The sequence below is a fragment of the Streptomyces sp. NPDC048514 genome (genome assembly GCF_043199955.1).
Taxonomy (GTDB): Bacteria; Actinomycetota; Actinomycetes; order Streptomycetales; family Streptomycetaceae; genus Streptomyces.
Window position 1 is genome coordinate 69,783 of record NZ_JBICWT010000002.1, and the last position, 23,283, is coordinate 93,065.

Here is a 23,283-nt window from a genome sequence, read left to right on the forward strand (position 1 = left end):
GTCCGGCGGTCAGACGGCGTCAGCTCGCCGCCACGACGGATGGGAACACCTCAGCACATCCGATGACAGGTGCCGCCGCTGCGCGGCCGGCCACGGGCCCGTTCCGCACCCGCCCTTCCGGCGGACCAACCCGGCATAACACTTCCCCCTTGGTGACACCTCCGGCGCGGTGAGCGCGCGGACCCTCCCGGCTCGTGAACGGTCGACAGGGTCCGAGGACCCGACCGCTCGAAACGAGGTGAGAGAATACGTAGCCCTGAGTCGTACTGACCCAGGAATGGCACGATCCACACCTCGGAACACCTTCGTTTCGATGGAACCCGGCCACAGTCTTCACGCCGGGTCACCTGATAGCAACCCCGTGAGGTTGAACGGAGAGTACTTCTGCCGTGCTTTTGCGTCACCACCCAGCCACTTCGACCACCCACGCGCTCAGGTGACTCTCCGACCGGGTCGCCGCCCCCGCGTGTGCCCCGGCACCCCGCCGCCAAACAGGGTGGCTCGGAAAAAATCCGCTCCGGGAACCGGACGCGGACCTGCGACCGGACCTCTCCACCCGCCGTGCCGGGCCGTGGCGGGCCGCCCGGTGCGGGGCCGACGCGGCCTCTGAACAGGGGAGACGATCCGGACGCCGACGGCGGCCGGATCGAGCGGGCACACCGGAGCGCTTCTCGCCACCGGCCGGCGGACGCGGACGGTTCCGGCGGCCGGAGCGAGGAGAGCCACGCCACCGCCGCACCGTCGAGAACGAGCCGAAGTGCCGGCCGAGGGCCATCACCCATGCGAAATCAGCCATCCGGGCGCGTGGGGGCGCACAGGTGGACCGGTGTGCCGCCGCATGCTTCGGCTGCGCGGGCTTGAGCGGGGAGCTGCAGGGTAGCGACGGCCCCTCGGCGCACACGCGCGGGCGTGAGCGGCGCGCTCGCCGTGCGCGGGACGTCCCCTCGAGGGAGTCTTGTCCCTTGGATGCGACGCGCGGCCGTACGAGGAGGTGGTCGGCGTGTCCGACGGGCCCGGCCCGGCAGGGGCACCGGCCGCCCACGGGGTGCCGCTCGGGCAGCCGATACTGTCGCTCGCGCTGGCCTCGATGATGGCGGAGGTCGGGGCCCACTCCGGTGCGGTGTACCTGCTCAGCCCCGACGAGACGGTCCTGGAGATGGCCGTGACGGCGGGCATGCCGCGGGCCTTCGCCGCGCCGTGGCAGCGGGTCGGGCTCAACGCGCCGATCCCGGTCGCCGACGCGGTGCGCGGCAGGCGGCTGGTGTGGGTGCACGGCGAGGAGGAGATGGCCCGCCGCTATCCGTGGATCTCGGTGGTGCTGCCGTACCCGTTCGCGCTGGCCGCGGTGCCGGTGGCGACGCCGGCCGCCGTGTACGGCGCGGTGTTCGTGACCTGGCCCGGCCGGCACGCGCCGGAACTGTCCGATGCGGAGCGCGAGCATCTGACGGGGGCCTGCGAGCGGCTGGCCCTGCGGCTGGAGCGGGCCGCCGCGGAGAACCGGCCGGTCGGCCCCGAGGCCGATGTGCTCGCGACGCCCGTGCCGGGCGTGGCGGACACGCTGGGGTCGGTCGAGGCGGCGCGGATGGCGTCCAGGTTGCCGTACGGCCTGGTCTCGCTCGATCTGCACGGCCGGATCGGCTTCGTCAACACGGCGGCGGCCGGTCTGCTCGGCAGGCGGCCCGGGGACCTGCTCGGCAGCCTGCTGTGGGTGGCGGTGCCCTGGCTGAACGACCCGGTGTACGAGGACCGTTACCGGGCGGCGCTGATCAGCCAGCAGGTGATGTCGTTCGTGGCGCTGCGTCCGCCGGGCGAGTGGCTGTCGTTCCGCTTGTATCCCGGCAGGACCGGACTGACCGTACGGGTCAGCCGGGCCCGGACGGTGGCGGAGCCGGCGCGGCGGGCGCCGGCGGTGGAGCCGCACCCGGCCCGGCTGGTGACGATCTCCCAGGTACTGAGCCTGGCGGGTGCGCTGACCGAGGCGGTGGGCGTGCAGGACGTGGTCCAGCTGGTCTGGGACGAGGTGGCCCCGGCGGTCGGCAGCCAGGCGTTCGCGATCCTCGGCTCGCAGGGCGGGCGGTTGCATGTGCTGGGGCACCGGGGATACGAGGACGCGCGCGTCGTGGAGCGGTTCACCGGGCTGCCGCTGACCGAGCGCACCCCGGGCACCCAGGCCCTGAGCAGCGGGGTGCCGGCGTTCTTCGAGTCCCGGGAGGAGCTGGAACGGCTGTATCCGGGCCGGCACGAGACCCCCGACGGCTTCTCGGCCTGGGCCTACCTGCCGCTGATCGCGTCCGGGCGGCCGGTGGGCACGTGCGTGCTGGCGTACGCCGAGCCGCATCCTTTCACCACCGACGAACGGGCCGTGCTGACCTCGCTGGGCGGGCTGATCGCGCAGGCCCTGGAGCGGGCCCTGCTCTACGACGCCAAGCACCGGCTGGCGAACGGTCTGCAGCAGGCGCTGCTGCCCCGTTCGCTGGTCCCGCCGCCCGGCCTCGACGCGGCGGCCCGCTATCTGCCGGCCACTCACGGCATGGAGATCGGCGGCGACTTCTACGACCTGGTGCCGACCCGGCCGCTGGCGGCGGCGGTGATCGGGGACGTCCAGGGCCACAATGTGACGGCGGCGGGGCTGATGGGGCAGATCCGCACCGGGGTTCGCGCGTACACCACGGTCGGGCAGGCGCCGCACGAGGTGATGGGCAGCACCAACCGGCTGCTGATCGATCTCGGTGCCGAGCTGTTCGCCAGCTGTCTGTATCTGCGGCTGGACCCGGCGCGCGGGAATGCCGTGATGGCGCGCGCCGGGCATCCGCCGCCGTTGCTGAGACGGCCGGACGGCCGGGTACGGGTGCTGGACCTGGCCGGTGGCCCGCTGCTGGGGATCGACTCGGCGGCGGTCTATCCGACGACCGAGGTCTCCCTCGCGCCGGGCTCGGTCCTCGTCCTCTACACCGACGGGCTGGTGGAGTCGCCCGGTATCGACATCGAGGACGCGCTGGTCGAGCTGGGCGGGCTGCTCTCGGAGATCGGGGACCAGCCGCTGGAGAACCTCGCGGACGAGATCCTCCGGCAGAGCCCTGCGGCCCGCGAGCGGCTGGACGACGTGGCGCTGCTGCTGCTGCGGGCCCGCGTCGAGGCCTGACGCACGGCGGTCCGGCCCTCCCCCCGGGAGAGCCGGACCGTGCGCTGCCGCCCGGACCCCGCCGGACCGGCGGGGCCTTTGGGCGTGCGGCTCAGTGACCGTCGGAGGCCGACGAGCCGTCGTCCGCCGGACCGGTTCCGGACTGGTCGTCCGCCGAACCGCTGCCGGACTGGTCACCGGCCGACGGGTCCTCGCCGCCGCCGATCTGGTCCCCGCCGGCACCGGCCTGATCCCCAGCACCGGCCTGGTCGCCGGCACCGGCCTGATCCCCAGCACCGGCCTGGTCTCCGGCACCGGCCTGATCCCCGGCGCCGGCCTGATCCCCGGCGCCGGCCTGGTCCCCGGCGCCGGCCTGGTCCCCGGCGCCGGCCTGGTCTCCGGCACCGTTGTCACCCGCGCCGTTGCCGCCGGCGCCGTTGTCACCCGCGCCGAGGGTCGCGCCGGTGGCCTGCAGGGCGGCGGTGACGGGCTGGAAGAAGGTCTCGCCGCCGCTGGTGCAGTCGCCGCTGCCACCGGAGGTGAGGCCGAGGGCGCTGCCGTCCTGGGTGAACAGGGAGCCGCCGCTGTCGCCCGCTTCGGCGCAGACGTTGGTCTGGATCAGGCCGTTGACGGTGTCGACGCCGCTCGGGTCGGTCTCGCTCTGGAAGTTGACGGTGGCGTCGAGACCGGTGACCTGGCCGTCGTGCAGCCCGGTGGTGGACCCCATCCGGAACACCGTCTCGCCGACCGTGGCGTCGGCGGCCTGGTTGATCTGCACGGTCTGGCCGTTGCCGGCGTTCACCTCGCTGGGCGCCTGGGTGGCCGCGTCGTCGTACTTGACCAGCGAGAAGTCGCTGCCCGGGAAGGTGGCCTGGTCGACGGTGGCGATGGGCTGCCCGGTCTCGGAGTCGGACCACTGCTTCGCGGCGACACCGCAGTGACCGGCCGTCAGGAAGGCGGGACTGCCGTCGGAGGCGGTGACGTTGAAGCCGAGGGAACAGCGGACGTTGCCGCCCTGCACCTGGGAGAAGATGGCGTCGCCGCCCGAGACGAACGTCTTGAAGGTGCCGGCCGACTTCTTCAGGGTCGCCATGCCGGACCCGAGGCCCTGCACGGTCGACTGCAGTCTGTTCCACTTGGCGCCGGTGACGGTGGAGTCCGCGGTGACGAGGACCTTGTCGGTGCGCGGGTCGACCGCCCACGAGGTGCCGGGGATGGTCGCCCTGGTCCTCAGCTTCTTCGCGGCCGCGGCGAGTTCGGCCGTGCTGTTCTCCACCTGACGGACGGCCGCGCCCGCCTTCTTCGCCTGGACGAGCACATTGCTGTCGCCGTTGACGACGTTGACGACGAGCTGCTGCTTGCCGCTGTCGTAGTACGACCCGGCGAAGGCGTCACCGAGGGCCTTCTGGAGCTGGGCGGCGAGGTCCGAGGCGTCCGTGGCCTTCAGGGTCTTCGCGGTGCCGGTGGTGCCCGAGGCCTGGCTCCCGTCCTGGGACGCGTTGGCGTGGGGCAGCAGCAGAGCCGCCGCTCCGAGTGCCGCGACACCGCCCACCGCTATCGCGGCCTTGCGCTTCGGCATTCGCTTGTGACTCAAACTTCTCGACCTCCTGGGACGGGGGGTCTGCCGCGGTCCGGCAGTTCGTATCGGGGCGCCTGGATGGCCGTAGGTACGCACCCGACGGCCGGTGCGTTCAATTCCGTTTGCCAACAGCCCCGTCCGGCAAGCCAGTCGGCCGCGATCCGTGGGCCGCGGCCGGAGCCCGGAGAAGGTCCCTGCCGCACGGCGGCGGCCGCTCCCCGCCGGCACGCTCGGGCACCGGCCGGTGACGCTCGGTCCCGAACCCGTAGCGGAATGCCTGCTTCAGGGAATCTGCACATTGAATACTCAACCAAGTCACCGCCACCCGCGGATCTGCACATCCCCACACCCCCGGGCACGCCTTTGGCGCGGTCTGCCGGATTCGTCGCCCGGCGAGCAAGGGATCGGGCGCGACGATGCCGTGCGGCATGTGAAGGAGTCGCCGACAAGCCGTGCGCACACCTGCACGGATGCGTTTCTGCGGGAGCCAAGTGCGCAGGTGGGAGCCCTGATTGATTGGAAGCCCGGGTGGCGTGCGTGCTTTGATCCATCGCACCGCAGGAACAGCCCGGGTCCCGGAGACGGGTGCCCGGTGCCTGCGGTCGCGGCCGTCCGTCTGTCCCCAGAGGGGGCCGCTCTCCCCCTTGTGAAATATCCATACGAAGGGAAGTTCCACCATGAACTCCACCCCCCAGGTTGAGACCGTCGAGATCTCGGACGCCGAGCTGGACAACGTCTCCGGCGGCCTCGCCGTGAACGCCCTGAACTCCGTGACCGGCGCCGTCAACGGCATCGCCCCGGTTTCCGGCCTGCTCGACACCGCCATCGGCACCGTCGAGGGCGTCACCGGCCTGAACACCCAGCCGGTCACCAACCTGGTCGCCGGTCTCTGATCGCACCTCGGTGTCACCTTTGGTCCCGGAGCCGTCCCTCGGCTCCGGGGCTCTCGGGTGCCCGCGGGCGCCCCGCCGGCCCTGGCGGGGCGCCCGAACCGCCGTAACGCCGTCTCTCCTCGGGTGAGGGAAGTTCCGTGCAGTTCCGCCAACAGGCCCTCGCCAAGCTCCAGTCACCGGACGAGCTGGACCTCCCGGTGCGGCTCGCCCGTCCGCAGGGCTGGCTCGCGCTGGGCGTCACCGTCGTCGTGATGGCGGCCGCCTCCGTCTGGGCGGTGACCGGTTCGGTCGCCTCCACCGTGAGCGCACCGGCCATCCTCACGCACGCGCAGGGCAGTTATGTGCTCCAGAGCCCGGTGGCCGGCCAGGTGACGGACGTCCTCGCCCGGCAGGGCGAACGGCTGCCCGCCGGCACGCCCGTCGTGAAGGTCCGTACGCCGCAGGGCACTTCGGTGGTCCGCACCGTGGCCGCGGGCCGCGTGACCACGCTCGCCGCCACCATCGGCCAGATCATCCACACCGGCAGCGACATCGCCGCGGTCGAGAAGGTCGCCCACGCCGGCGACCCGCTGTACGCGACGGTGTACGTCCCCGCCGAGAACGCGGCCGCCGTCCCGGCCCACGCCCCGGTGGACCTCACCGTGGCCTCGGTGCCGAGCCAGAAGTACGGCGTACTGCGCGGCCGGGTGCGGTCGGTGGACCGCACCGCGCAGTCCGACCGGTCCATCGCCGCCTTCCTCGGCGACAGCCAGCTCGGCGAGCAGTTCACCAGCAAGGGCCGCCCGGTCGCCGTCCTCGTCGAACTGGAGGGGACCAAGGCCACGAAGAGCGGCTACCGCTGGTCCACCACCGGCGGACCGCCGTTCGCGCTGGACTCGATGACCCTCGCCTCCGGTTCGATCAAGCTGGCCGACCAGCGCCCCGTCGATTGGCTGCTCCCGTGACCACCCAGCAGGAGACCCGCGGCCGCAGACGCGCCGCCCCCGCCAAGCGGCCGGTCCCCAAGCCCCGTACGGGCACGGTCCGTACCCCCACCGTGCTCCAGATGGAGGCCGTCGAGTGCGGCGCCGCCTCCCTCGCGATGGTCCTCGGCCACTACGGCCGGCATGTGCCGCTGGAGGAACTGCGCATCGCCTGCGGTGTCTCCCGGGACGGTTCGCGCGCCAGCAACCTGCTGAAGGCGGCCAGGAGTTACGGCCTGACGGCCAAGGGCATGCAGATGGACCTGGCCGCCCTCGCCGAGGTGCGCTCACCGGCCATCCTCTTCTGGGAGTTCAACCACTACGTCGTCTACGACGGCCTGGGCCGCCGCTTCGGCCGGCGCGGGGTGTTCGTCAACGATCCCGCCAAGGGCCGGCGTTTCGTGCCGCTGGAGGAGTTCGACGGCAGCTTCACCGGTGTCGTGCTGGTGCTGGAGCCCGGCGAGAACTTCACCCGGGGCGGGCGCCGACCGGGCGTCCTCGGCGCCATGCCGGCCCGGCTGCGCGGCACCGCCGGCACGCTGCCCGCCGCCGTGCTGGCCAGCCTGCTGCTGGTCGCGGTCGGCGCGGCCGTACCCGCGCTGAGTCGCACCTACATCGACACGTTCCTCATCGGCGGCCAGACCTCGCTGCTGGGTGTGCTGTTCGCCTCGATGGCCGCCTGTGTGCTGCTCACCCTGGTGCTGACCTGGCTGCAGCAGACCAATCTGCTGCACGGCCGGATCATCTCCTCCACCCTCTCCAGCGCCCGGTTCCTGCGCCATCTGCTGCGCCTCCCGGTGACCTTCTTCGCCCAGCGCTCGCCGGCCGACCTGGTGCAGCGGCTGCAGTCCAACGACCAGGTGGCGGAGACCCTGGCCCGTGACCTGGCGGCGGCCGGCGTGGACGCGATCGTCGTCGTGCTCTACGCGGTGCTCCTCTACACCTACGACCCCCAGCTGACGTTCGTCGGGATCGGCGTGGCCCTGCTGAACGTGGTGGCGATGCGGCTGGTCGTACGGCTGCGGGCGACCCGGACCGCGAAACTGCGGGCGGACACCGCGCGCCTGACCAACACCTCGTACACGGGTCTTCAGCTGATCGAGACGATGAAGGCGACCGGCGGCGAGGACGGCTACTTCCGCAAGTGGGCCGGGCAGCACGCCACCACCCTGGAGGAACAGCAGCGGCTCGGCGTGCCGAGCGCCTGGCTTGGGGTGGTCGCCCCCGCGCTGGCCACCTTCAACAGTGCGCTCATCCTGTGGATCGGCGGTGTGCGCGCGGTCGAGGGCCACATCTCCGTGGGTCTGCTGGTCGCCTTCCAGGCACTGGTCACCCGCTTCACGGCCCCGCTCACCCGGCTCAACGGCGTGGCGGGCCGCATCCAGGACTTCGCGGCCGACGTGGCCCGGCTGAAGGACGTCGAGAACTTCCAGGCCGACCCGCTCTACGCCCGCCCCGGCGGCGCCGACTCCACGCGGCGGCTGCAGGGGCACATCGAGCTGGAGAACGTCACCTTCGGCTACAGCCCACTGGACCAGCCGCTGCTCACCGGGTTCGACCTGACCGTCGGACCGGGCCGGCAGGTGGCGCTGGTCGGCGGCTCGGGCAGCGGCAAGTCGACGGTGTCCAGGCTGATCTCGGGCCTGTACACGCCCTGGGACGGCGTGATCCGCATCGACGGCCGCCGCCTGGAGGACATTCCGCGCGGCGCGCTCGCCGCCTCCGTCTCCTTCGTCGACCAGGACGTCTTCCTCTTCGAGGGCTCGATCCGCGACAACGTGGCGCTGTGGGACCCGTCGATCCCCGACGACGCCGTGCTGGAGGCGCTGAAGGACGCGGCGCTGCAGGACGTGGTGCTGCGCCGGCCCGGCGGCATCCACGGCAGGGTCGAGCAGGACGGCCGCAACTTCTCCGGCGGGCAGCGCCAGCGGCTGGAGATCGCGCGGGCCTTGGTGCGCCGGCCCAGCATCCTCGTCCTGGACGAGGTGACCAGCGCCCTGGACGCGCAGACCGAGCAGGTCGTGATGGACAACCTGCGCCGGCGCGGCTGTGCCTGCGTGGTGATCGCCCACCGGCTGAGCACGGTCCGCGACAGCGACGAGATCGTCGTGCTCGAACACGGCACGGTCGTCGAGCGCGGGCGGCACGAGGAACTGGTGGCGCGCGGTGGCGCCTACGCCGCGCTGGTCAGGGAGCGCTGAGATGACGAGTGTTCAGGAGGAGTACGGGGGCGATGTGGTCCTCGGCGCGCTCGGCTCGCTGGGCACGCGGTTCGACTGCGCCGGCCTGAGCCGCCTGGACCTGGAAGGCCCCCAGGTGCTGTGGCTGGTGGCGGCGGGCGCCCTGGACCTCTTCGCGGTGGACGCCGCCCAGCAGGGCCACTGGCACCACCTGGGCCGGCTGGAGGCGGGCGCGCTGCTGCTCGGCCCGGTCGCCGGGCCCGAGCACACCCTGGTGGCCCGCCCGGTCCGCGACTGCGTGGTGCACCGCGTCGGCCTGCGCGAGCTGTACCAGCCCGCACACACCCAGACCTGGTCGTACGACGAGTACGGCAACCCGCAGTACGTGCCGCCGGCCTCCAGCCCGCTGGAGTACGCGGTCGCCCTCGGCGTGGGCCGTGGCCTGTCCGTCCTGTTCCAGGCTCCGCTGGCCGAGGAGCCGACCGCCACGCCCGCGGACGACGACGTGTTCTGGATGCAGGTCCCGCCGGGCAGCGTGGGGTACGGCTCGGTGTACGGCGCGGAGGCCGCCGCCGACCTGCTGATGGACCCTGCGCTGTGGCAGGGCATGGTCGACCAGCAGTACCGGCTGCTGACCGCCCTGGACCGGTGGATCGAGCAGCTGGAGCGCACCCACGAGACCCGCACCGCCGCCGGGATCAAGGCCGGTGAGGCGGTCCGCGCCCAGGCGGACCAGACCCTGCTGGCCTCCATCGGCCGGCGCTCGGCCCGCCCGGCGACGGCCGCCGACGCGGACGCCACCCACGCGGCCTGCAGGCTGGTCGCCGAGGCGGCCGGGATCACCCTCGCCGAGCCCGCGCAGAGCGGCGCCGAGAGCGAGCGCCTCGATCCGGTCGAGCGGGTGGCGCTGGCCTCCCGGGTCCGTACCCGTGCCGTGCGCCTGGACGGGCGCTGGTGGCGGGAGAACGTGGGCCCGCTGGTCGGGCACCGGGCGCTGTCCGGGGCGCCGGTCGCGCTGCTGTGGCGGCGTGGCGGCTATGTGGCCGTACAGCCCGCGACCGGCCGCGAGACGCCGATCGAGAAGGCGAACGCGGAGGAGTTCGAGCCGCGCGCGGTGATGTTCTACCGGCCGTTGCCCGACCGGCGGCTCGGGCCGCTCGGACTGCTGCGGTTCAGCCTGGGCGGCACCCGCGGCGACCTGCTGAACCTGCTGCTGGCGGGGCTGGTGACGGTGGCCATCGGCGCGCTGGTGCCGATCGCCACGGGCAAGGTGCTCGGCGAGTACGTGCCGAGGGCCGAGGAGGGCCTGATCGTCCAGGTGTGCCTCGCGGTGATGGTGAGCGGGGTGGTGGCGGCGGCGTTCACGCTGCTGGAGAACCTGTCCATCCTGCGCCTGGAAGGCCGTATCGAGGCGGCGCTGCAACCGGCCGTCTGGGACCGGCTGCTCAGGCTGCCGACCCGGTTCTTCACCCAGCGCTCGACCGGTGAACTGGCCAGTGCGGCCATGGGCATCAGCGCCATCCGCCGGCTGCTCGCCGGAGTCGGCCCGGTGGTCGCGCAGTCGGTGACGGTCGGCGCGATGAACCTCGGCCTGCTGTTCTACTACAGCGTGCCGATGGCGATGGCGGCGGTCGGCATGCTCGTCGTCATCGGGGCCGTGTTCACCGGTCTGGGGCTGTGGCAGGTGCGCTGGCAGCGGCGCTTGGTGGTGCTCGGCAACAAGCTGAACAACCAGGCGTTCCAGACCCTGCGCGGACTGCCGAAACTGCGGGTGGCGGCGGCCGAGAACTACGCGTACGCGGCCTGGGCGCGCCAGTTCGCGCGCAGCCGGGAACTCCAGCAGAAGGTCGGCCGGATCAAGAACGTCACCACGGTGCTGGGCGCGGTCTATCTGCCGGTCTGCACCCTGCTGATGTTCATGCTGCTGGCGGGTCCGGCCAAGGGCTCGATGTCGGCGGCGGAGTTCCTGACGTTCAGCACGTCGGTGACGATGGTGCTGACCTCGGTCACCCAGCTCACGGGTTCGTTCGTGTCGGCGGTGGCGGCGCTGCCCCTCTTCGAGGAGATCAGGCCGGTCCTGGACGCGACGCCCGAGGTGCGCACGGCGAGCACCCGGCCCGGCCCGCTGTCGGGCGCCCTGGAGGTCCGCCGCCTGTCCTTCCGTTACGCCGACGACGGCCCGCTGGTCCTGGACGACGTGTCCTTCGCCGTCCGGGCGGGCGAGTTCGTGGCGGTCGTCGGCCCGAGCGGCTGCGGCAAGTCCACCCTGCTGCGACTGCTGATCGGCTTCGACAGGCCGGTCTCGGGCAGCGTTCTGTACGACGGCCAGGACCTCGCGGCACTCGACCAGTCGGCGGTCCGCCGCCAGTGCGGGGTGGTCCTGCAGCACGCCCAGCCCTTCACCGGCTCCATCATGGACGTCATCTGCGGCACCGAGCCGTACACGCCGGAGGAGGTGATGGCGGCGGCGGAGCTGGCGGGACTCGCCGAGGACATCAAGCGGATGCCGATGGGCCTGCACACGATCGTCGCGGGCAACGGCGCGATCTCCGGCGGGCAGCGGCAGCGTCTGATGATCGCCCAGGCCCTGATCCGGCGCCCGCGCATCCTCTTCTTCGACGAGGCCACCAGCGCCCTGGACAACGACACCCAGCGCACCGTCATCGACAGCACCCGCAAGCTGAACGCGACCCGCATCGTGATCGCCCACCGGCTGTCCACGGTGCTGGACGCCGACCGGGTGGTCGTGATGGAGGACGGCAAGGTCGTCCAGCAGGGCACACCCTCCGACCTCCTCGCGGACACCACGGGCCGCCTGCACGCACTGGTACGCCGGCAGCTGACCTAGAGTCCGCGGAGGCCGGCCGCGGCCGGGTTCGCGACGATCAGGCGGCCGGCTCGTCGCCGCGGCCGTCGCCGTCACGTTCGTCAGGGCCGTCGTCAGGGTCGTCGGTGTGCGTGGGCATCCAGTGGTGTTCGCAGAACCAGCGGCCGAACAGGGCGCCGCCGTAGATGACGAAGCCGACGCCGATGAGCCAGGACTCGACCACGAGTACGGTGCCGACGGCGCCGTAGCTGAGGGCGTTGGTGACGATGAGCGGAGTGAAGACGAGGTAGGAGAAGGCCCGCAGGCCGGCCAGGCCGACGACGGTGGCGACGGCGCCCGGCAACAGGGCGCGCCAGCGGACCTGGCCGCCGAGCAGGAAGCGCTGCCCCCACCAGAAGAACGCCACGGCGCTGACCGCGGACAGTGTGATCCGCGCGTTGCCGTGCAGCGCCGTCTTCGTCGTCACCTCCTGGTAGAGGTAGGCCGTGAGGACGATCAGCCACGTCGCCTGCCGCCACACCCGGTGCCAGGGGCCGGAGGCGAGGCCCCAGATGCGCTCGTACGCGTTCTGCACGCTGCCGCCGAAGGACACCCCGAAGACGGCGAGCAGGACCGCGCTCCAGGCGCTGGTGGTGCCGATGACGTTGCGCGGGGGGCTGATGACGTCGGTGATCACCCGGGCGGACCTGCCCGACAGCCCCATGCCGTCGGTGAGCCACGAGGCGAAACCGCCGCGCACCAGGGGGTCGGCGGCGGCGACCACGATCAGCAGGGGCGCCAGCGTCACCAGGGCCAGCGTGGCGAATCCCATGGCCCGGTGCATCAGCTCCAGCTCACGGCCGTGCGCGAACAGGGCCCGGACGCCGAGCCACTCCCGCGCGCGGTGCAGGCCGCGCCGCAACAGGTTCACCGCTCCTCCCGTGCTCGCCGCCCACACTCTCTCCTGTGCCGATTCATCCATCCCGGCGCGCGGCGGGCAACTCGCCGCAGGGCGCACGGCGCGCCGGTGTGCGGCCGGGCCCGGCCGATGCGGCGACACGGCCGGCTGATGAGCCGTTTGCCCGTTCTCCCCCCGGAGAATCGGACCCCGTGCGTACTCCTGCCGAGGTGCCCCGAACCGAACCGCGTCCGCCGGGCGGCCGGCGCCGGTTGCTCATCGTGAGCGCGAGCATGGGGGCCGGCCATGACACGGTGGCCGCCGAACTGGCGCGCCGCGCCTCGGCGAGCGGGCACCAGGCGCACGTGGTGGACGTGCTGCGGCTGCTGCCCTGCGGCCTGGGCGCGGGGCTGCGCCGCTCCTACCAGTTCTCGGTGCGCCACGCTCCCTGGGTGTACGCCGGTGTCTACGGCGCGTTCCTGCGCGGCGGCAGCGGCCCGCGCCCGAGCGGGGTGCCCCTGGCCCGGCTCGCCGGTGACCGCCTGACGGACCTCGTGGACCGCCTGGAGATCGACGTGGTGCTGTCCGTCTTCCATCTTGCCGCGCAGCTGACCGGTCACCTCAGGTCCCGGGGCGCGCTGCGGGTGCCGAGCGCCGTCTTCCTGCTCGACTTCGCCGTGCACCGGCAGTGGCTGCATCCCGGCAACGACCGGTACCTGTGCCTGACGGACGGGGCGGCGCGGGAGGTGCACCGGGCACTGGGCACGGCCGCCGTGACGACCGGTCCGGTGGTGGCGCCCGCCTTCGTGGCGCCGGTCGCCGGCGGGGCGCGCTGGCGGGAGCGGCTGGCCGGCCGGGCGCCGGGCCGGCCGCCGGTCCTGCTGTCCGCGGGCGCCTGGGGAGCGGCGTCCCGCCCGGCGGAGACCGCACGGCTGCTGGCGGGTGCCGGCTATCTGCCGGTCGTGCTGTGCGGCCGTAACGAACGGCTGCGCGCCCGGGTCTCCCGGGTACCGACGGCGCTCCCCTTGGACTGGGTCGAGGACATGCCCGGCCTGCTGGCCGCCGGGTACGCCCTGGTGGACAACGCCGCGGGCCAGACCGCCGTACAGGCCCTCGCCGCGGGGCTGCCCGTGGTGGGGCACCGGCCGCTGCCCGGCCACGGGGCGGACGGGGTGCGGCGGATGACCGAGCTAGCGGTGTCCGAACTCACCGCGGACGGGCCCGCGCTGCTGGCGGCGCTCGGCAGACTCGCGGAGGGCGGCCGGGAGCGCGCGCTGCGGGTGGCCCGAGGGCACGCGCTCTTCCGCCACGACCCCGTGCGGTACGCGACCGGGCTCTAGGTGTGCTGTCCCGACAGGTCGGTGACGGCGGCTGCCTACGGGCGGCGACGCGAACCGTCGGACGGGCCCTGGTCCGGAACGTGGTCGCGCAGGGGGCCGACGGTCAGGCCCGCTTCCCGGCAGCTCTCCACGAGGGTGGGCAGCGCGCCCAGCGCGGCGTGCCAGCAGCCGGGGGCCGAGTGCCGGTCCGAGTCGTGCAGCAGGACGGTGCCGCCGCCCCCCAGGTCCGCCGCGACCCGTGCGGCCACGGAGGCCGGGGTGGCGTCGGACGTCCAGTCCCTGCCCCACGCGGACCACAGCACCGTGCGCAGTCCGGCCCGTCTGGCCGCCGACCAGCGGCCGGTGGTGAGGATGCCGTAGGGCGGCCGGTACCAGCACGGGCGCCGGCCGGTGAGGTCGTGCACCGCGTGGACGGTGCGGGCGATGTCCTCGGTGTCCCGGGTGAGGGAAGGACGCCAGGGGCGGTCGTGGGTCCAGCCGTGCACGGCCAGCTCGTGCCCCCGCCGTACCGTCTCGCGGGCCACACCGGGATGGCGCACCAGCCGCTCGCCGAGCACGAAGAAGGTCGCCCGCACCCCGAGCGCGTCCAGCGCGTCGAGGAAGCGTGGGGTCGACTCCGGGTCGGGGCCGTCGTCGAAGGTGAGCGCGACGTGCCGGCGGCGGCCGGTGCCCGCGAGGGCCGGGAACAGCAGACGTCGTACGCCGGGCAGCCAGGTCGCCGCCGGGCCGATGTGCGCGACGGCGGCACCGGCCGGCAGCAGGACGGCCGCCGTCCGCCAGGAGCGGCCGGACACGAGGGTCATCGGTGGGCTGCCTCCTCGGTGTGCGAGCGGGTGCACGGCCCGGCCGGTCCGGACGGAGGGGCCGCCCGTCCGGTCCGTCCGTCCGTCCGTCCGTTCGTCCGTCCGGAATGCGGGCCGGCGCGGGTGCAGGTCGGTCACCGGTCAGTGCCGCCGGGCGCACGCAGCCGGTCCTCACCCTGATCCGGCGGCCGCCGACCCGACCGGGGGTCCGGAGACGGATCCGGGGGGTGGCGCGGTGAGTGGTCCGGCCGCTGCTCCGAAGGGCGGCCGGATGGCTGGTCCCGTGGGTGGTCCGGCTGCCGGTCCCGTGGGTGGTCCGGCTGCCGGTCCCGTGGGTGGTGGTCCGGTGTGGAGCTGTCCCACTCCCCCGCGACGGACTGGGCGTGCGCCAGGCCGATGCTGCCGCCGCCGATCAGGGCAGCGCCGATCACCTCCGGAATCAGGTGCAGGCCGAGATGGATCGATTCGGCGAACAGGACCCAGCCGAGTACGACGCTGGTGAGCGCGTCGCCGAGGGTGAGGGCGGGCTGGGAGGCCGTGAGCGAGCCGGCGCCGAGCGCGCCCTGCAGCAGCAGGAAGGCGACGAGTCCGGCGGCGCCGGTGGCGTACAGCGACCAGGACGCGAACATCGCACCGGGCCCCTGCGAGAGATGCCCGACGGCCTCTTTGAGCAGTGCCGCGGTGGTGGCGAACGACACCGCGGAGGCGAGGCCCAGCAACGCGGCCCTGGGTGCGCCCCGCGCCGGGCGGGCGATCGCCAAGAGCACGACGACCGCGCCGAACGCGCCACCACCGCCCAGCAGCCAGGCCTCCGGCGGTGCGGACGCCCGGCCCCGGGACGGCGCGGCCGCCAGGAGGAACACGGCCAGTCCGACGGCGAGGGCGGCGAACGCCAGCCAGGTCAGGCGGTCCGGCCGGCGCCGGAAGACGACACTCCCCACGGCCAGGGTGAACAGCAGCTCGGCGGCGAGCAGCGGCTGGACCAGGGCCAGGCTGCCCACCGCGAGCGCGCCGGCCTGCAGCACGCTGGACAGTGCCAGCAGCCCCGTGCCGGCCAGCCAGTTCGGGCGCCGCAGCAGATGCCCGAGACGGCGCAGCGCTGACCTCGCCCCGGTGCCCTCTTCCGGCTCCTGCACGGCGGCCCGGCGCTGCAGCACCGACGCGGAGGCGTTGGACAGGGCCGCGAGCAGGGCCAGCAGCACCGTTACGGCGGTCACGGCCGGTCACCCGTAGCGTGCGGCGAGCCGCCGGTAGAGCCCGGGCGCGGTCCCGCGCACCCTGGCGGGCAGACGCAGCCACCCGGGGACGTAGACCTCGTCCCGGCCGTGCAGGACGGCGGACCAGACGGCGTCCGCCACGCGCTCGGGCGGCACCGGCCTCGGCCAGGAACGCGTGTAGGGGGTGCCCCGCCGGTGGAAGAAGGGGGTGTCGACCACGCCGGGGATCACATGGCTGACGCCCACACCGGTGCGGCGCAGCTCGTAGCGCAGGGCGTCGGCGAAGACGGCGAGGCCGGCCTTGGCCGCGGAGTAGACGGCCTCGTCGCGCACGCCCACGGTGCCGGCGAAGGAGCCGATCAGCACGATGCGCCCGGAGCCGGCCGCCACCATGTGGGGCAGCACGGCGCGCACCAGGTGCACGGTGGCGAGCAGGTCGACGCCGACGACCTCGTCGATGCTGGCGTGGGGCATCCGGGTGAACTCCCCGGCCCAGCCCACCGCGGCGTCGGCCACCAGCAGGTCCAGCCGGCCGAGGTGGTCCAGGGCGAGGCCGGCGATCTCGCGCTCGGCGCCGGGCCGGGTCAGGTCGGCGGGCAGGGCGATCGCACCGGCCCGGGTGGCCACCTGCTCCAGACGGGTGACGTCGCGTCCGTTCAGCGCAAGCCGCCAGCCCGGCTCGGCGGCCAGCCGGTGGGCCACGGCCGCGCCGATGCCGGAGGAGGCTCCCGTCACCAGGGCGGTGCCGCCCCGGCCGGACCCTTCCCGGGCGGACCTAGGGGCGGAGGCCGCCCCGGGGACGGTGGTCGCGAGCGGCCCGGTGCGCTTCGACGGTCCTGCGGGGGACGGAGCGTGGGACATGGTGACGACCTCACTGCGACGGTGTGCACGGGCTCGCGGACCTCGGGGCCGAACTCTCGCGGTGTATCCAGGGCGCCACACACTGAGGCACCGCGCACGGCGGAGCACCCACAACCGCCGGCCCCGCGAACCCCGAGCCGCACGGCGGAGCACCCGCCGCAACCCGCGCTGCGCGCCGCACGGCGCCGCGACGGGACGCGGGGCTTCGCCGAGCCGGCGCGAGAGAGGGGCCGGCCCCGGCAAGCCTCGGTCGTCGCCCCCTCCAGCGAAACGTTGCCGTTTCGTTGACGCTCGTCTAAGCTCGATGTGTACGAAACTGTTTCGTTTACGCGCTCTTTGCCGAGCGTGTGTCCCGCACGCGAACGACTTTCCCTGGAGCGGTTCCCCCATGTCCCAGAAGACCCTGGCCGAAGACTCCCGAGGCGGGATTCGGCAACGAGGCGAGGCAGGGCCCAGGCGGTGGTGGATCCTCGCGGTCATCGCCATCGCCCAGCTGATGGTGGTCCTCGACGCCACGATCGTGAACATCGCCCTGCCGTCCGCCCAGACCGACCTCGGCTTCTCCGACGGCAGCCGGCAGTGGATCGTCACCGCCTACGCGCTCGCCTTCGCCTCCCTGCTGCTGCTCGGCGGCCGCATCGCCGACCTGTTCGGCCGCAAGCCCGCCTTCCTCGTCGGCGTCGTCGGCTTCGCCGCGGCCTCCGCGCTCGGCGGCGCCGCGAACGGCTTCACCATGCTGGTCGTCGCCCGCGCCCTGCAGGGGGCCTTCGGCGCGCTCCTCGCACCGGCCGCGCTGTCACTGCTCAACACCACCTTCACCGACGCCCGGGAACGGGCGCGCGCGTTCAGCGTGTACGGCGCGATCGCCGGTGCCGGCGGCGCCGTCGGCCTGCTGCTCGGCGGTGTGCTGACCGACGCGCTCGACTGGCGCTGGACCCTGTATGTGAACGTGGCCATCGCGGTCGTCGCCTTCGCGGGCGGCTGGGTCCTGCTGGGCAACCACCGGGACGGGGCGAACGCCAAGCTCGACGTGCCGGGCACGATCCTGGTCGCCGGCGGCCTGTTCTCCCTGGTGTACGGCTTCTCCAACGCCGAGTCCCACGACTGGGACTCCCCGCTCACCTGGGGCTTCCTGATAGCCGGCGCGCTGCTGCTGGCCGTCTTCGCCTGGTGGCAGACCCGGGCGGCGCATCCGCTGCTGCCGCTGCGGATCCTGCTCGACCGGGACCGGGCGGCCTCCTTCGTCGCCGTGCTGATCACCGGTGCGGGCATGTTCGGCGTGTTCCTCTTCCTGACCTACTACCTCCAGCTCAATCTGGGCTTCAGCCCCACGAAGACCGGTGTGGCCTTCCTGCCGATGGTCGGCGCGCTGATGGTGACCGCGCAGGCCGGCACGACGATCCTGGTGCCCCGGCTCGGCCCGAAGGCGGTCATCCCGCTGGGCTTCGCGATCGCCACGGCCGGCATGGCCTGGCTGACCGGCATCGGGCTCGGTGCGCACTACGCCGGCGCCGTGCTCCCGCAGCTGATCGTGATCGGCGTGGGCCTCGGGCTGGTCATGCCGCCGGCCATGCAGCTGGCCACGGGCGGGGTCGAGGCCGAGGACGCGGGCGTTGCCTCGGCGACCGTCAACGCCATGCAGCAGGTGGGCGGTTCGATCGGCACCGCCCTGCTGAACACGCTGGCCGCGAGCGCCGCCACCGACTACCTCGCCGGCCGGGACGCCGCGAGCAAGGCGGTGCGGGCGCAGGCCACGATCGAGAGCTACACGACCGCCTTCTGGTGGTCCGCGGTCTTCTTCGGCGTGGGTACGGTGATCGCCTTCCTGCTCTACCGGCGCGGGGTGCCGGCCCAGGACACGGGCGCCGCCCCGGTCGTCCACATGTGACGGCGTCCGCCTTCCCGGCCCGAGGGGCCGCCGTCCGCGGGGTGACGGCGGCCCCTCGCGTGACGGCGGCCCCCCGGGCCGCCGGAGCCGGTTCGCTTACCGGGGGCGCCCCCGTACCGGTCCGGTGGCGGCAGCACACTCCCCGGCGGGACGCTTGAGTCGGTGCCTGCGGGTGAGTCGGTGGCCTGCGGGCAACCCGCAGCGGATCAAGCGCGTTCGGTGAGGGAAGGAGGCGCCATGCCCGGCGGGAGCGACCACAACGACCACGACGGCCACGCCGAACGGCCCGAGACGGCCCTGGAGGAGGTGCTCCGGGAGGTCGAGGAGGCCGAGAAGCGAGACGAGGACAAGCGCGGTTCGGGGGAGGCCGGTGACGCCGTCACCCCGAACACCGGCGCACAGGAACAGGCGGAGGGCGACGGCGACCGGGACCGCTAGGACCGTGCCTCCAGGTCGCTAGTGCTTTCACGCGTCGCGGGTACCCGTGCGCCATGAACCAGCACGTGCGAGAACCCCGGCTGCCCGCGCCCCGGGGTCCCCTGTCCGCCGCGGTCGTCGCGTACCTGCGCGGCGCCGGCCCGCTGCCCGGCCCGGTGGACACCGAGAACGCGGACCCGTACGGCGACGATCTGCATCTCGCCCTGTACGTCTGCTACGAGCTGCACTACCGCGGCTTCGCGGAGGCCGGCCCGCGGCTCGAGTGGGACCCCGGGCTGCTCCGGGTCCGCGGCGCGCTGGAGCAGTGCTTCCTGTCCGCGCTGCGCGCCGACACCCCGCGCCACGACAGCCTCGACGACGCGCTCGGTGCCCTGCTGGTGGAACCCGTCGAGGGCACCGGCGTCACCCACTTCCTGCGCGACGAGGGCGAGCTGTGGCACCTGCGCGAGTACGCGGCCCAGCGTTCCCTGTACCACCTGAAGGAGGCCGACCCGCACGCCTGGGTGCTGCCGCGCCTGTGGGGCCGGGCCAAGGCGGCGATGGCGGCCGTGGAGTTCGACGAGTTCGGCGGCGGCCGGGCCGAACGCGTCCACGCGCGCCTGTTCGCCGACCTGATGGAGGACCTGGGACTGGAGACCGCGTACGGGCACTATCTGGACGCGGCGGGCGCGCAGATGCTGGCCGTCGTCAACCTGATGTCCCTGTTCGGGCTGCACCGCGAGCTGCGCGGCGCGCTGGTGGGTCATTTCGCCGAGGTGGAGATCACCTCCTCGCCCGGTTCCCGGCGGCTCGCCGAGGCGATGCGCCGCACCGGGGCCGGTCCCGCGGCGGAGTTCTTCTACGACGAGCATGTGGAGGCGGACGCGGTGCACGAGCAGATCGTCCGCCACGACGTGATCGGCGGACTGCTCGCCCAGGAGCCGGAGTTGACGGCGGACGTCGTCTTCGGGATCGACGCGACGGAGTACCTGGAGGACCGGCTGGCCCGGCGGCTGCTCGACGACTGGCATGCCGGGCGGTCGTCCCTGCGGACACCCCTGGCGCCGGAAATGAGTCATACATCCTGAATGAGCGGGTACTCGCGCGGGGTGATCGCATTGGTGCTTCCGGGTGTGTACGCCCCGCAGGACGACACGCAGCTACTGGCCGAGGCCCTCCGAGAGGAGGCACCGCCGCCCGGCGCGCGCGTGCTGGACGTGGGCACCGGAAGCGGGGCGCTGGCGCTGGAAGCAGCCCAGCGGGGCGCCGAGGTGACCGCGGTGGACGTCTCTCGCCGGGCGGTGTGGACGGCGAGGCTGAACGCCTGGCTGACCCGGCTCCCGGTGCACATCCACCGCGGCAACCTCTTCGGCCCGGTCCGGGGCCGGACGTACGACGTGATCCTCGCCAACCCGCCCTACGTCCCGGCGCCCGATACCGGACGCGGCCCGCGCGGCCGGTCCCGGGCATGGGACGCGGGCCACGACGGACGGCTGCTGCTGGACCGGATCTGCCGGGACGCCCCCGCGCTGCTGGGTCCCGGGGGCGTGCTGCTAATCGTGCACTCCACGCTGAGCGATCCCGATCGCACCGTGGGGCTGTTGCGTGCGGCCGGACTGAAGGCCGCGGTGATCAGGCGCCACTGGATCGGCTTCGGGCCGGTGCTGCGCTCCCGGCAGGACTGGCTGCGCCGGCGCGGGCTGCTCTCGGCATCCGACGACAGGGAAGAGCTGGTGGTCATCCGTGCCGAACGAGTCCGCTGACGACCGCACCCGCCGGATCACCATGCGGCGGGGTGGGCCGCTGCTGGTGGAGGGGCCGGTGGAGATCGAACTGGAGGACGGCACCACGGTCTCCTCGGACCGTTTCCGTGTCGCTCTGTGCACATGCCGGCGCAGTCGCCGCTATCCCTGGTGTGACACGAGTCATCGGCGCAGGGACCCGAACGCCGGTTGAAACCGGTTGTTTTTCGCCGCTCCCCGAGACGGCCCCCCACGGGCCGGCCCGGGGAGCGGCTGTGTGCCCGGGAGCCGGCGGGCGGCCCCACTCCGCCCGTCGGTCCCGGCGCGAGATCGCAGGTTCCCGCTGCAGGGGCCGCACTCCCCAGTTACGGACCTGATCCGGCGTGCAGGACCGTGCGATCCCGGTCTAGAACGCGAAGACGCTGCCGGTGGCGGCGTCCTTCGCGCAAGCGTTTCCGAAGGTGCGCTCATAGGAGACGCGCTGGCCCTGCCAGACGCCCTGGACCGTGACGACCACGGGGTCGTAGAGCTTCGTGCACCACACGTCACCCTTGCCCTTCAGGGCGTCGAAGTCGCCGTTGGCCCCGCGCAGTTCGGCGCAGGCCTGGGTCGCGGCGGGGTGGGTGCCGGAAGCCGTGGGGGCGCAGGTGAGGGTGACGGCGCGCTCAGGGGTGACCGTGGCCGCGTCGTTGCCGTGACCGGTGGTCATGACCAGCGCCGAGGGGGCGTAGAGCGACGACGGGGCGGCGCCCGGTGCAGCGACGGCGGCCCCGGTCAGGGGTCCACAGACGGCGGCGGCCGTGAGGCCGAGGGCCGCTGCCCAGCGCGCGGTGTTCCGCATTGTGTGCATCCTTCCGCTCGAACATCGGGAATGCCGGCTCCGGCCCGGTCGGGCACCGGGAGCGGCGAGCGCCACTCTGCCGAGTCCGCGAGCGAAACTCACATCGACCCCCCACGTTTAGGTAACCTTTCGTGTTGAAGCAGTGGCGTGAAGTTACGGAAATCGAACAGGTCGGCCGTGCAACTGAGCGGTTCTTGATCGGTCCGAGTGGTCCGATGGCCGAAAAACAGCTCTTCGTTAATCGGCCTGAAACATTCCGACGCCGCCCGTGCCAAACCCCTCCGTGACGCCTCGTGTTCACGCGCACGTCGCGGTGATCACCGCGAACCGGAGCGGAGACGGCCCGTCCCCCGGGCACCGCTGCCGCCGGAAGGTCCACTCCGGGACGGCCGGCCGTCCCGGGTCCGCCCACGGGTATCGTCGGCTCGCGCAGGGGCGGTGCCGAGGAGCGGGAGGGGCAGATGGCGAAGCACTGGGCCGACTTCCAGTACGAGATCTATCTGAACGGGATGTCGGGTGCCGTGCCCCGGCTCCCGACCGACCTGACCCGGCTGGAGGAACTGGCCGAGCACCGGCTGGGCCCCGGGCCGGTGGGCTATGTGGCGGGGAGCGCGGGCGACGGCAGCACCGCCCGCGCCAACCGGGCGGCCCTGGCCCGGCACCGGATCGTGCCGCGGATGCTCCGGGACGTACAGCAGCGCGACCTCTCGGTCGAGGTGCTGGGCCGGGCGCTGCCCGCGCCGCTGGCGCTGGCGCCCGTCGGAGTGCTCTCGCTCATGCATCCGGACGCGGAGACCGCGGCCGCCCGGGCCGCCGCCGCCCAGGGCGTGCCCTTCGTCCTGTCGTCGGCCTCCAGCACGCCGATGGAGCAGGTGGCCGAGGCGATGGGGGACGCCGAGCGGTGGTTCCAGCTGTACTGGGGCAAGGACCGTGAGGTGACCCGCAGTTTCCTCGCCCGGGCGCGGGCGGCCGGGTTCCGCGTGCTGGTCGTCACGCTGGACACCCCGCTGCTGGCGTGGCGGCCGCGCGATCTGGACCAGGCGTACCTGCCGTTCCTGCACGGTGTGGGCACCGCGAACTACTTCACCGATCCGGCGTTCCGGGCGGGGCTCGCCAAGCCCGTGCACGAGGACCCGAACGCGGCGGTGCTGCACTTCCTCGGCCTGTTCGGGGACCCGGGCCACCGCTGGCCGGACCTGGCGTTCCTGCGCGAGCGCTGGGACGGCCCGATCGTCCTCAAGGGCGTCCTGCACCCGGACGACGCCCGGCTCGCCGCGGACACCGGCATGGACGGCGTGGTGGTCTCCAACCACGGCGGCCGGCAGGTGGCCGGCTCGGTCGCGGCGGCCGACGCGCTGCCCGGGGTCGCGGCCGCGGTCGGCGACCGGCTGACGGTGCTGTTCGACAGCGGTGTGCGCACCGGCGACGACGTGTTCAAGGCTCTGGCCCTCGGTGCCCGGGCGGTGCTGCTGGGGCGGCCGTACGTCTACGGGCTCGGCCTGGACGGGCAGGCGGGCGTCGAGCACGTCGTCCGCTGCCTGCTCGCGGAGCTGGATCTGACCCTCGCGCTGTCGGGGCACACCGGACCGGGAACGGTCACGGCGGCCGACCTCGCACAGGACCCCGGCCCGGTGGCCGGCCCCCCGCACGGCCCCGCCTGAAGGCCCGGGGCCGGATGGCCCGGCACGGCGGCCGGCCCCCCGCACGGCCCCGCCTGAAGGCCCAGGGCCGGATG

General features: G+C 73.5%; 17 protein-coding genes and 1 pseudogene. 12 read left to right on the top strand and 6 right to left on the bottom strand.

The window, feature by feature from the left end:
- Window positions 1-991 precede the first annotated feature (991 nt).
- The gene (locus tag ACGFT2_RS03255) at window positions 992-3,142 is read left to right on the top strand and encodes a SpoIIE family protein phosphatase (RefSeq protein WP_393273851.1); all 2,151 of its coding nucleotides are present in this window, start codon (window positions 992-994) and stop codon (window positions 3,140-3,142) included.
- Window positions 3,143-3,233: 91 nt separating this feature from the next.
- On the opposite strand, the gene ACGFT2_RS03260 is transcribed toward ACGFT2_RS03255, so the two are convergent.
- The gene (locus ACGFT2_RS03260) at window positions 3,234-4,700 is read right to left on the bottom strand and encodes a S1 family peptidase (RefSeq protein WP_393273853.1); all 1,467 of its coding nucleotides are present in this window, start codon (window positions 4,698-4,700) and stop codon (window positions 3,234-3,236) included.
- 677 nt (window positions 4,701-5,377) lie between these two features.
- On the opposite strand from ACGFT2_RS03260, the gene ACGFT2_RS03265 reads away from it, so the two are divergent.
- The 4 genes from ACGFT2_RS03265 to ACGFT2_RS03280 all read left to right on the top strand — a co-directional run bounded on the left by ACGFT2_RS03265 (window position 5,378) and on the right by ACGFT2_RS03280 (window position 11,583).
- Window positions 5,378-5,593, top strand: a complete 216-nt coding sequence (locus ACGFT2_RS03265) for a type A2 lantipeptide (RefSeq protein ID WP_393272976.1) — start codon at window positions 5,378-5,380, stop codon at window positions 5,591-5,593.
- Window positions 5,594-5,730: 137 nt separating this feature from the next.
- Entirely contained in the window at window positions 5,731-6,537 is an 807-nt protein-coding gene (locus ACGFT2_RS03270) for an HlyD family efflux transporter periplasmic adaptor subunit (protein ID WP_393272978.1), read from the top strand.
- Window positions 6,534-8,756, top strand: coding sequence for an NHLP family bacteriocin export ABC transporter peptidase/permease/ATPase subunit (locus tag ACGFT2_RS03275; RefSeq protein WP_393272980.1), 2,223 nt, complete (start codon window positions 6,534-6,536; stop codon window positions 8,754-8,756). Before ACGFT2_RS03270 ends, ACGFT2_RS03275 begins: the two co-directional genes overlap by 4 nt.
- Window position 8,757: 1 nt before the next feature.
- A complete protein-coding gene (locus ACGFT2_RS03280) occupies window positions 8,758-11,583 on the top strand; it encodes an NHLP bacteriocin export ABC transporter permease/ATPase subunit (RefSeq protein ID WP_393272982.1) in 2,826 nt (941 codons plus the stop codon).
- Window positions 11,584-11,620: 37 nt separating this feature from the next.
- On the opposite strand, the gene ACGFT2_RS03285 is transcribed toward ACGFT2_RS03280, so the two are convergent.
- Entirely contained in the window at window positions 11,621-12,472 is an 852-nt protein-coding gene (locus tag ACGFT2_RS03285) for a ribonuclease BN (protein WP_393272984.1), read from the bottom strand.
- Window positions 12,473-12,669: 197 nt separating this feature from the next.
- Between ACGFT2_RS03285 and ACGFT2_RS03290 the strand changes: the two genes are divergently transcribed.
- Complete coding sequence (locus tag ACGFT2_RS03290) at window positions 12,670-13,779, top strand: galactosyldiacylglycerol synthase (protein WP_393273855.1); 1,110 nt, start codon at window positions 12,670-12,672, stop codon at window positions 13,777-13,779.
- A 35-nt stretch (window positions 13,780-13,814) separates the two neighbouring features.
- On the opposite strand, the gene ACGFT2_RS03295 is transcribed toward ACGFT2_RS03290, so the two are convergent.
- From ACGFT2_RS03295 to ACGFT2_RS03305, 3 genes and pseudogenes are all read right to left on the bottom strand, one after another.
- Window positions 13,815-14,582, bottom strand: a complete 768-nt coding sequence (locus ACGFT2_RS03295) for a polysaccharide deacetylase family protein (RefSeq protein ID WP_393272986.1) — start codon at window positions 14,580-14,582, stop codon at window positions 13,815-13,817.
- Between the two features lie 347 nt (window positions 14,583-14,929).
- Window positions 14,930-15,799, bottom strand: a pseudogene (locus ACGFT2_RS03300) (DMT family transporter); the annotation flags it as partial.
- A gap of 6 nt (window positions 15,800-15,805) precedes the next feature.
- Window positions 15,806-16,660, bottom strand: coding sequence for an SDR family NAD(P)-dependent oxidoreductase (locus tag ACGFT2_RS03305; protein ID WP_393272988.1), 855 nt, complete (start codon window positions 16,658-16,660; stop codon window positions 15,806-15,808).
- Window positions 16,661-17,048: 388 nt separating this feature from the next.
- Between ACGFT2_RS03305 and ACGFT2_RS03310 the strand changes: the two genes are divergently transcribed.
- The 5 genes from ACGFT2_RS03310 to ACGFT2_RS03330 all read left to right on the top strand — a co-directional run bounded on the left by ACGFT2_RS03310 (window position 17,049) and on the right by ACGFT2_RS03330 (window position 20,921).
- Window positions 17,049-18,548: an MFS transporter gene (locus tag ACGFT2_RS03310; protein WP_393272990.1), complete on the top strand. Its 1,500-nt coding sequence runs from the start codon at window positions 17,049-17,051 to the stop codon at window positions 18,546-18,548.
- Between the two features lie 237 nt (window positions 18,549-18,785).
- Complete coding sequence (locus tag ACGFT2_RS03315) at window positions 18,786-18,986, top strand: hypothetical protein (RefSeq protein ID WP_393272992.1); 201 nt, start codon at window positions 18,786-18,788, stop codon at window positions 18,984-18,986.
- Window positions 18,987-19,039: 53 nt separating this feature from the next.
- Window positions 19,040-20,053: an iron-containing redox enzyme family protein gene (locus ACGFT2_RS03320; RefSeq protein ID WP_393272994.1), complete on the top strand. Its 1,014-nt coding sequence runs from the start codon at window positions 19,040-19,042 to the stop codon at window positions 20,051-20,053.
- Entirely contained in the window at window positions 20,054-20,728 is a 675-nt protein-coding gene (locus tag ACGFT2_RS03325; RefSeq protein ID WP_393272998.1) for a HemK2/MTQ2 family protein methyltransferase, read from the top strand.
- Between the two features lie 22 nt (window positions 20,729-20,750).
- Entirely contained in the window at window positions 20,751-20,921 is a 171-nt protein-coding gene (locus ACGFT2_RS03330) for a CDGSH iron-sulfur domain-containing protein (RefSeq protein WP_393273857.1), read from the top strand.
- Between the two features lie 192 nt (window positions 20,922-21,113).
- Here the strand turns inward: ACGFT2_RS03330 and ACGFT2_RS03335 are convergent, their stop codons facing one another.
- Window positions 21,114-21,548: a protease inhibitor gene (locus ACGFT2_RS03335; protein ID WP_393273000.1), complete on the bottom strand. Its 435-nt coding sequence runs from the start codon at window positions 21,546-21,548 to the stop codon at window positions 21,114-21,116.
- Between the two features lie 461 nt (window positions 21,549-22,009).
- On the opposite strand from ACGFT2_RS03335, the gene ACGFT2_RS03340 reads away from it, so the two are divergent.
- The gene (locus ACGFT2_RS03340; protein ID WP_393273001.1) at window positions 22,010-23,209 is read left to right on the top strand and encodes a lactate 2-monooxygenase; all 1,200 of its coding nucleotides are present in this window, start codon (window positions 22,010-22,012) and stop codon (window positions 23,207-23,209) included.
- Window positions 23,210-23,283: the final 74 nt, after the last annotated feature.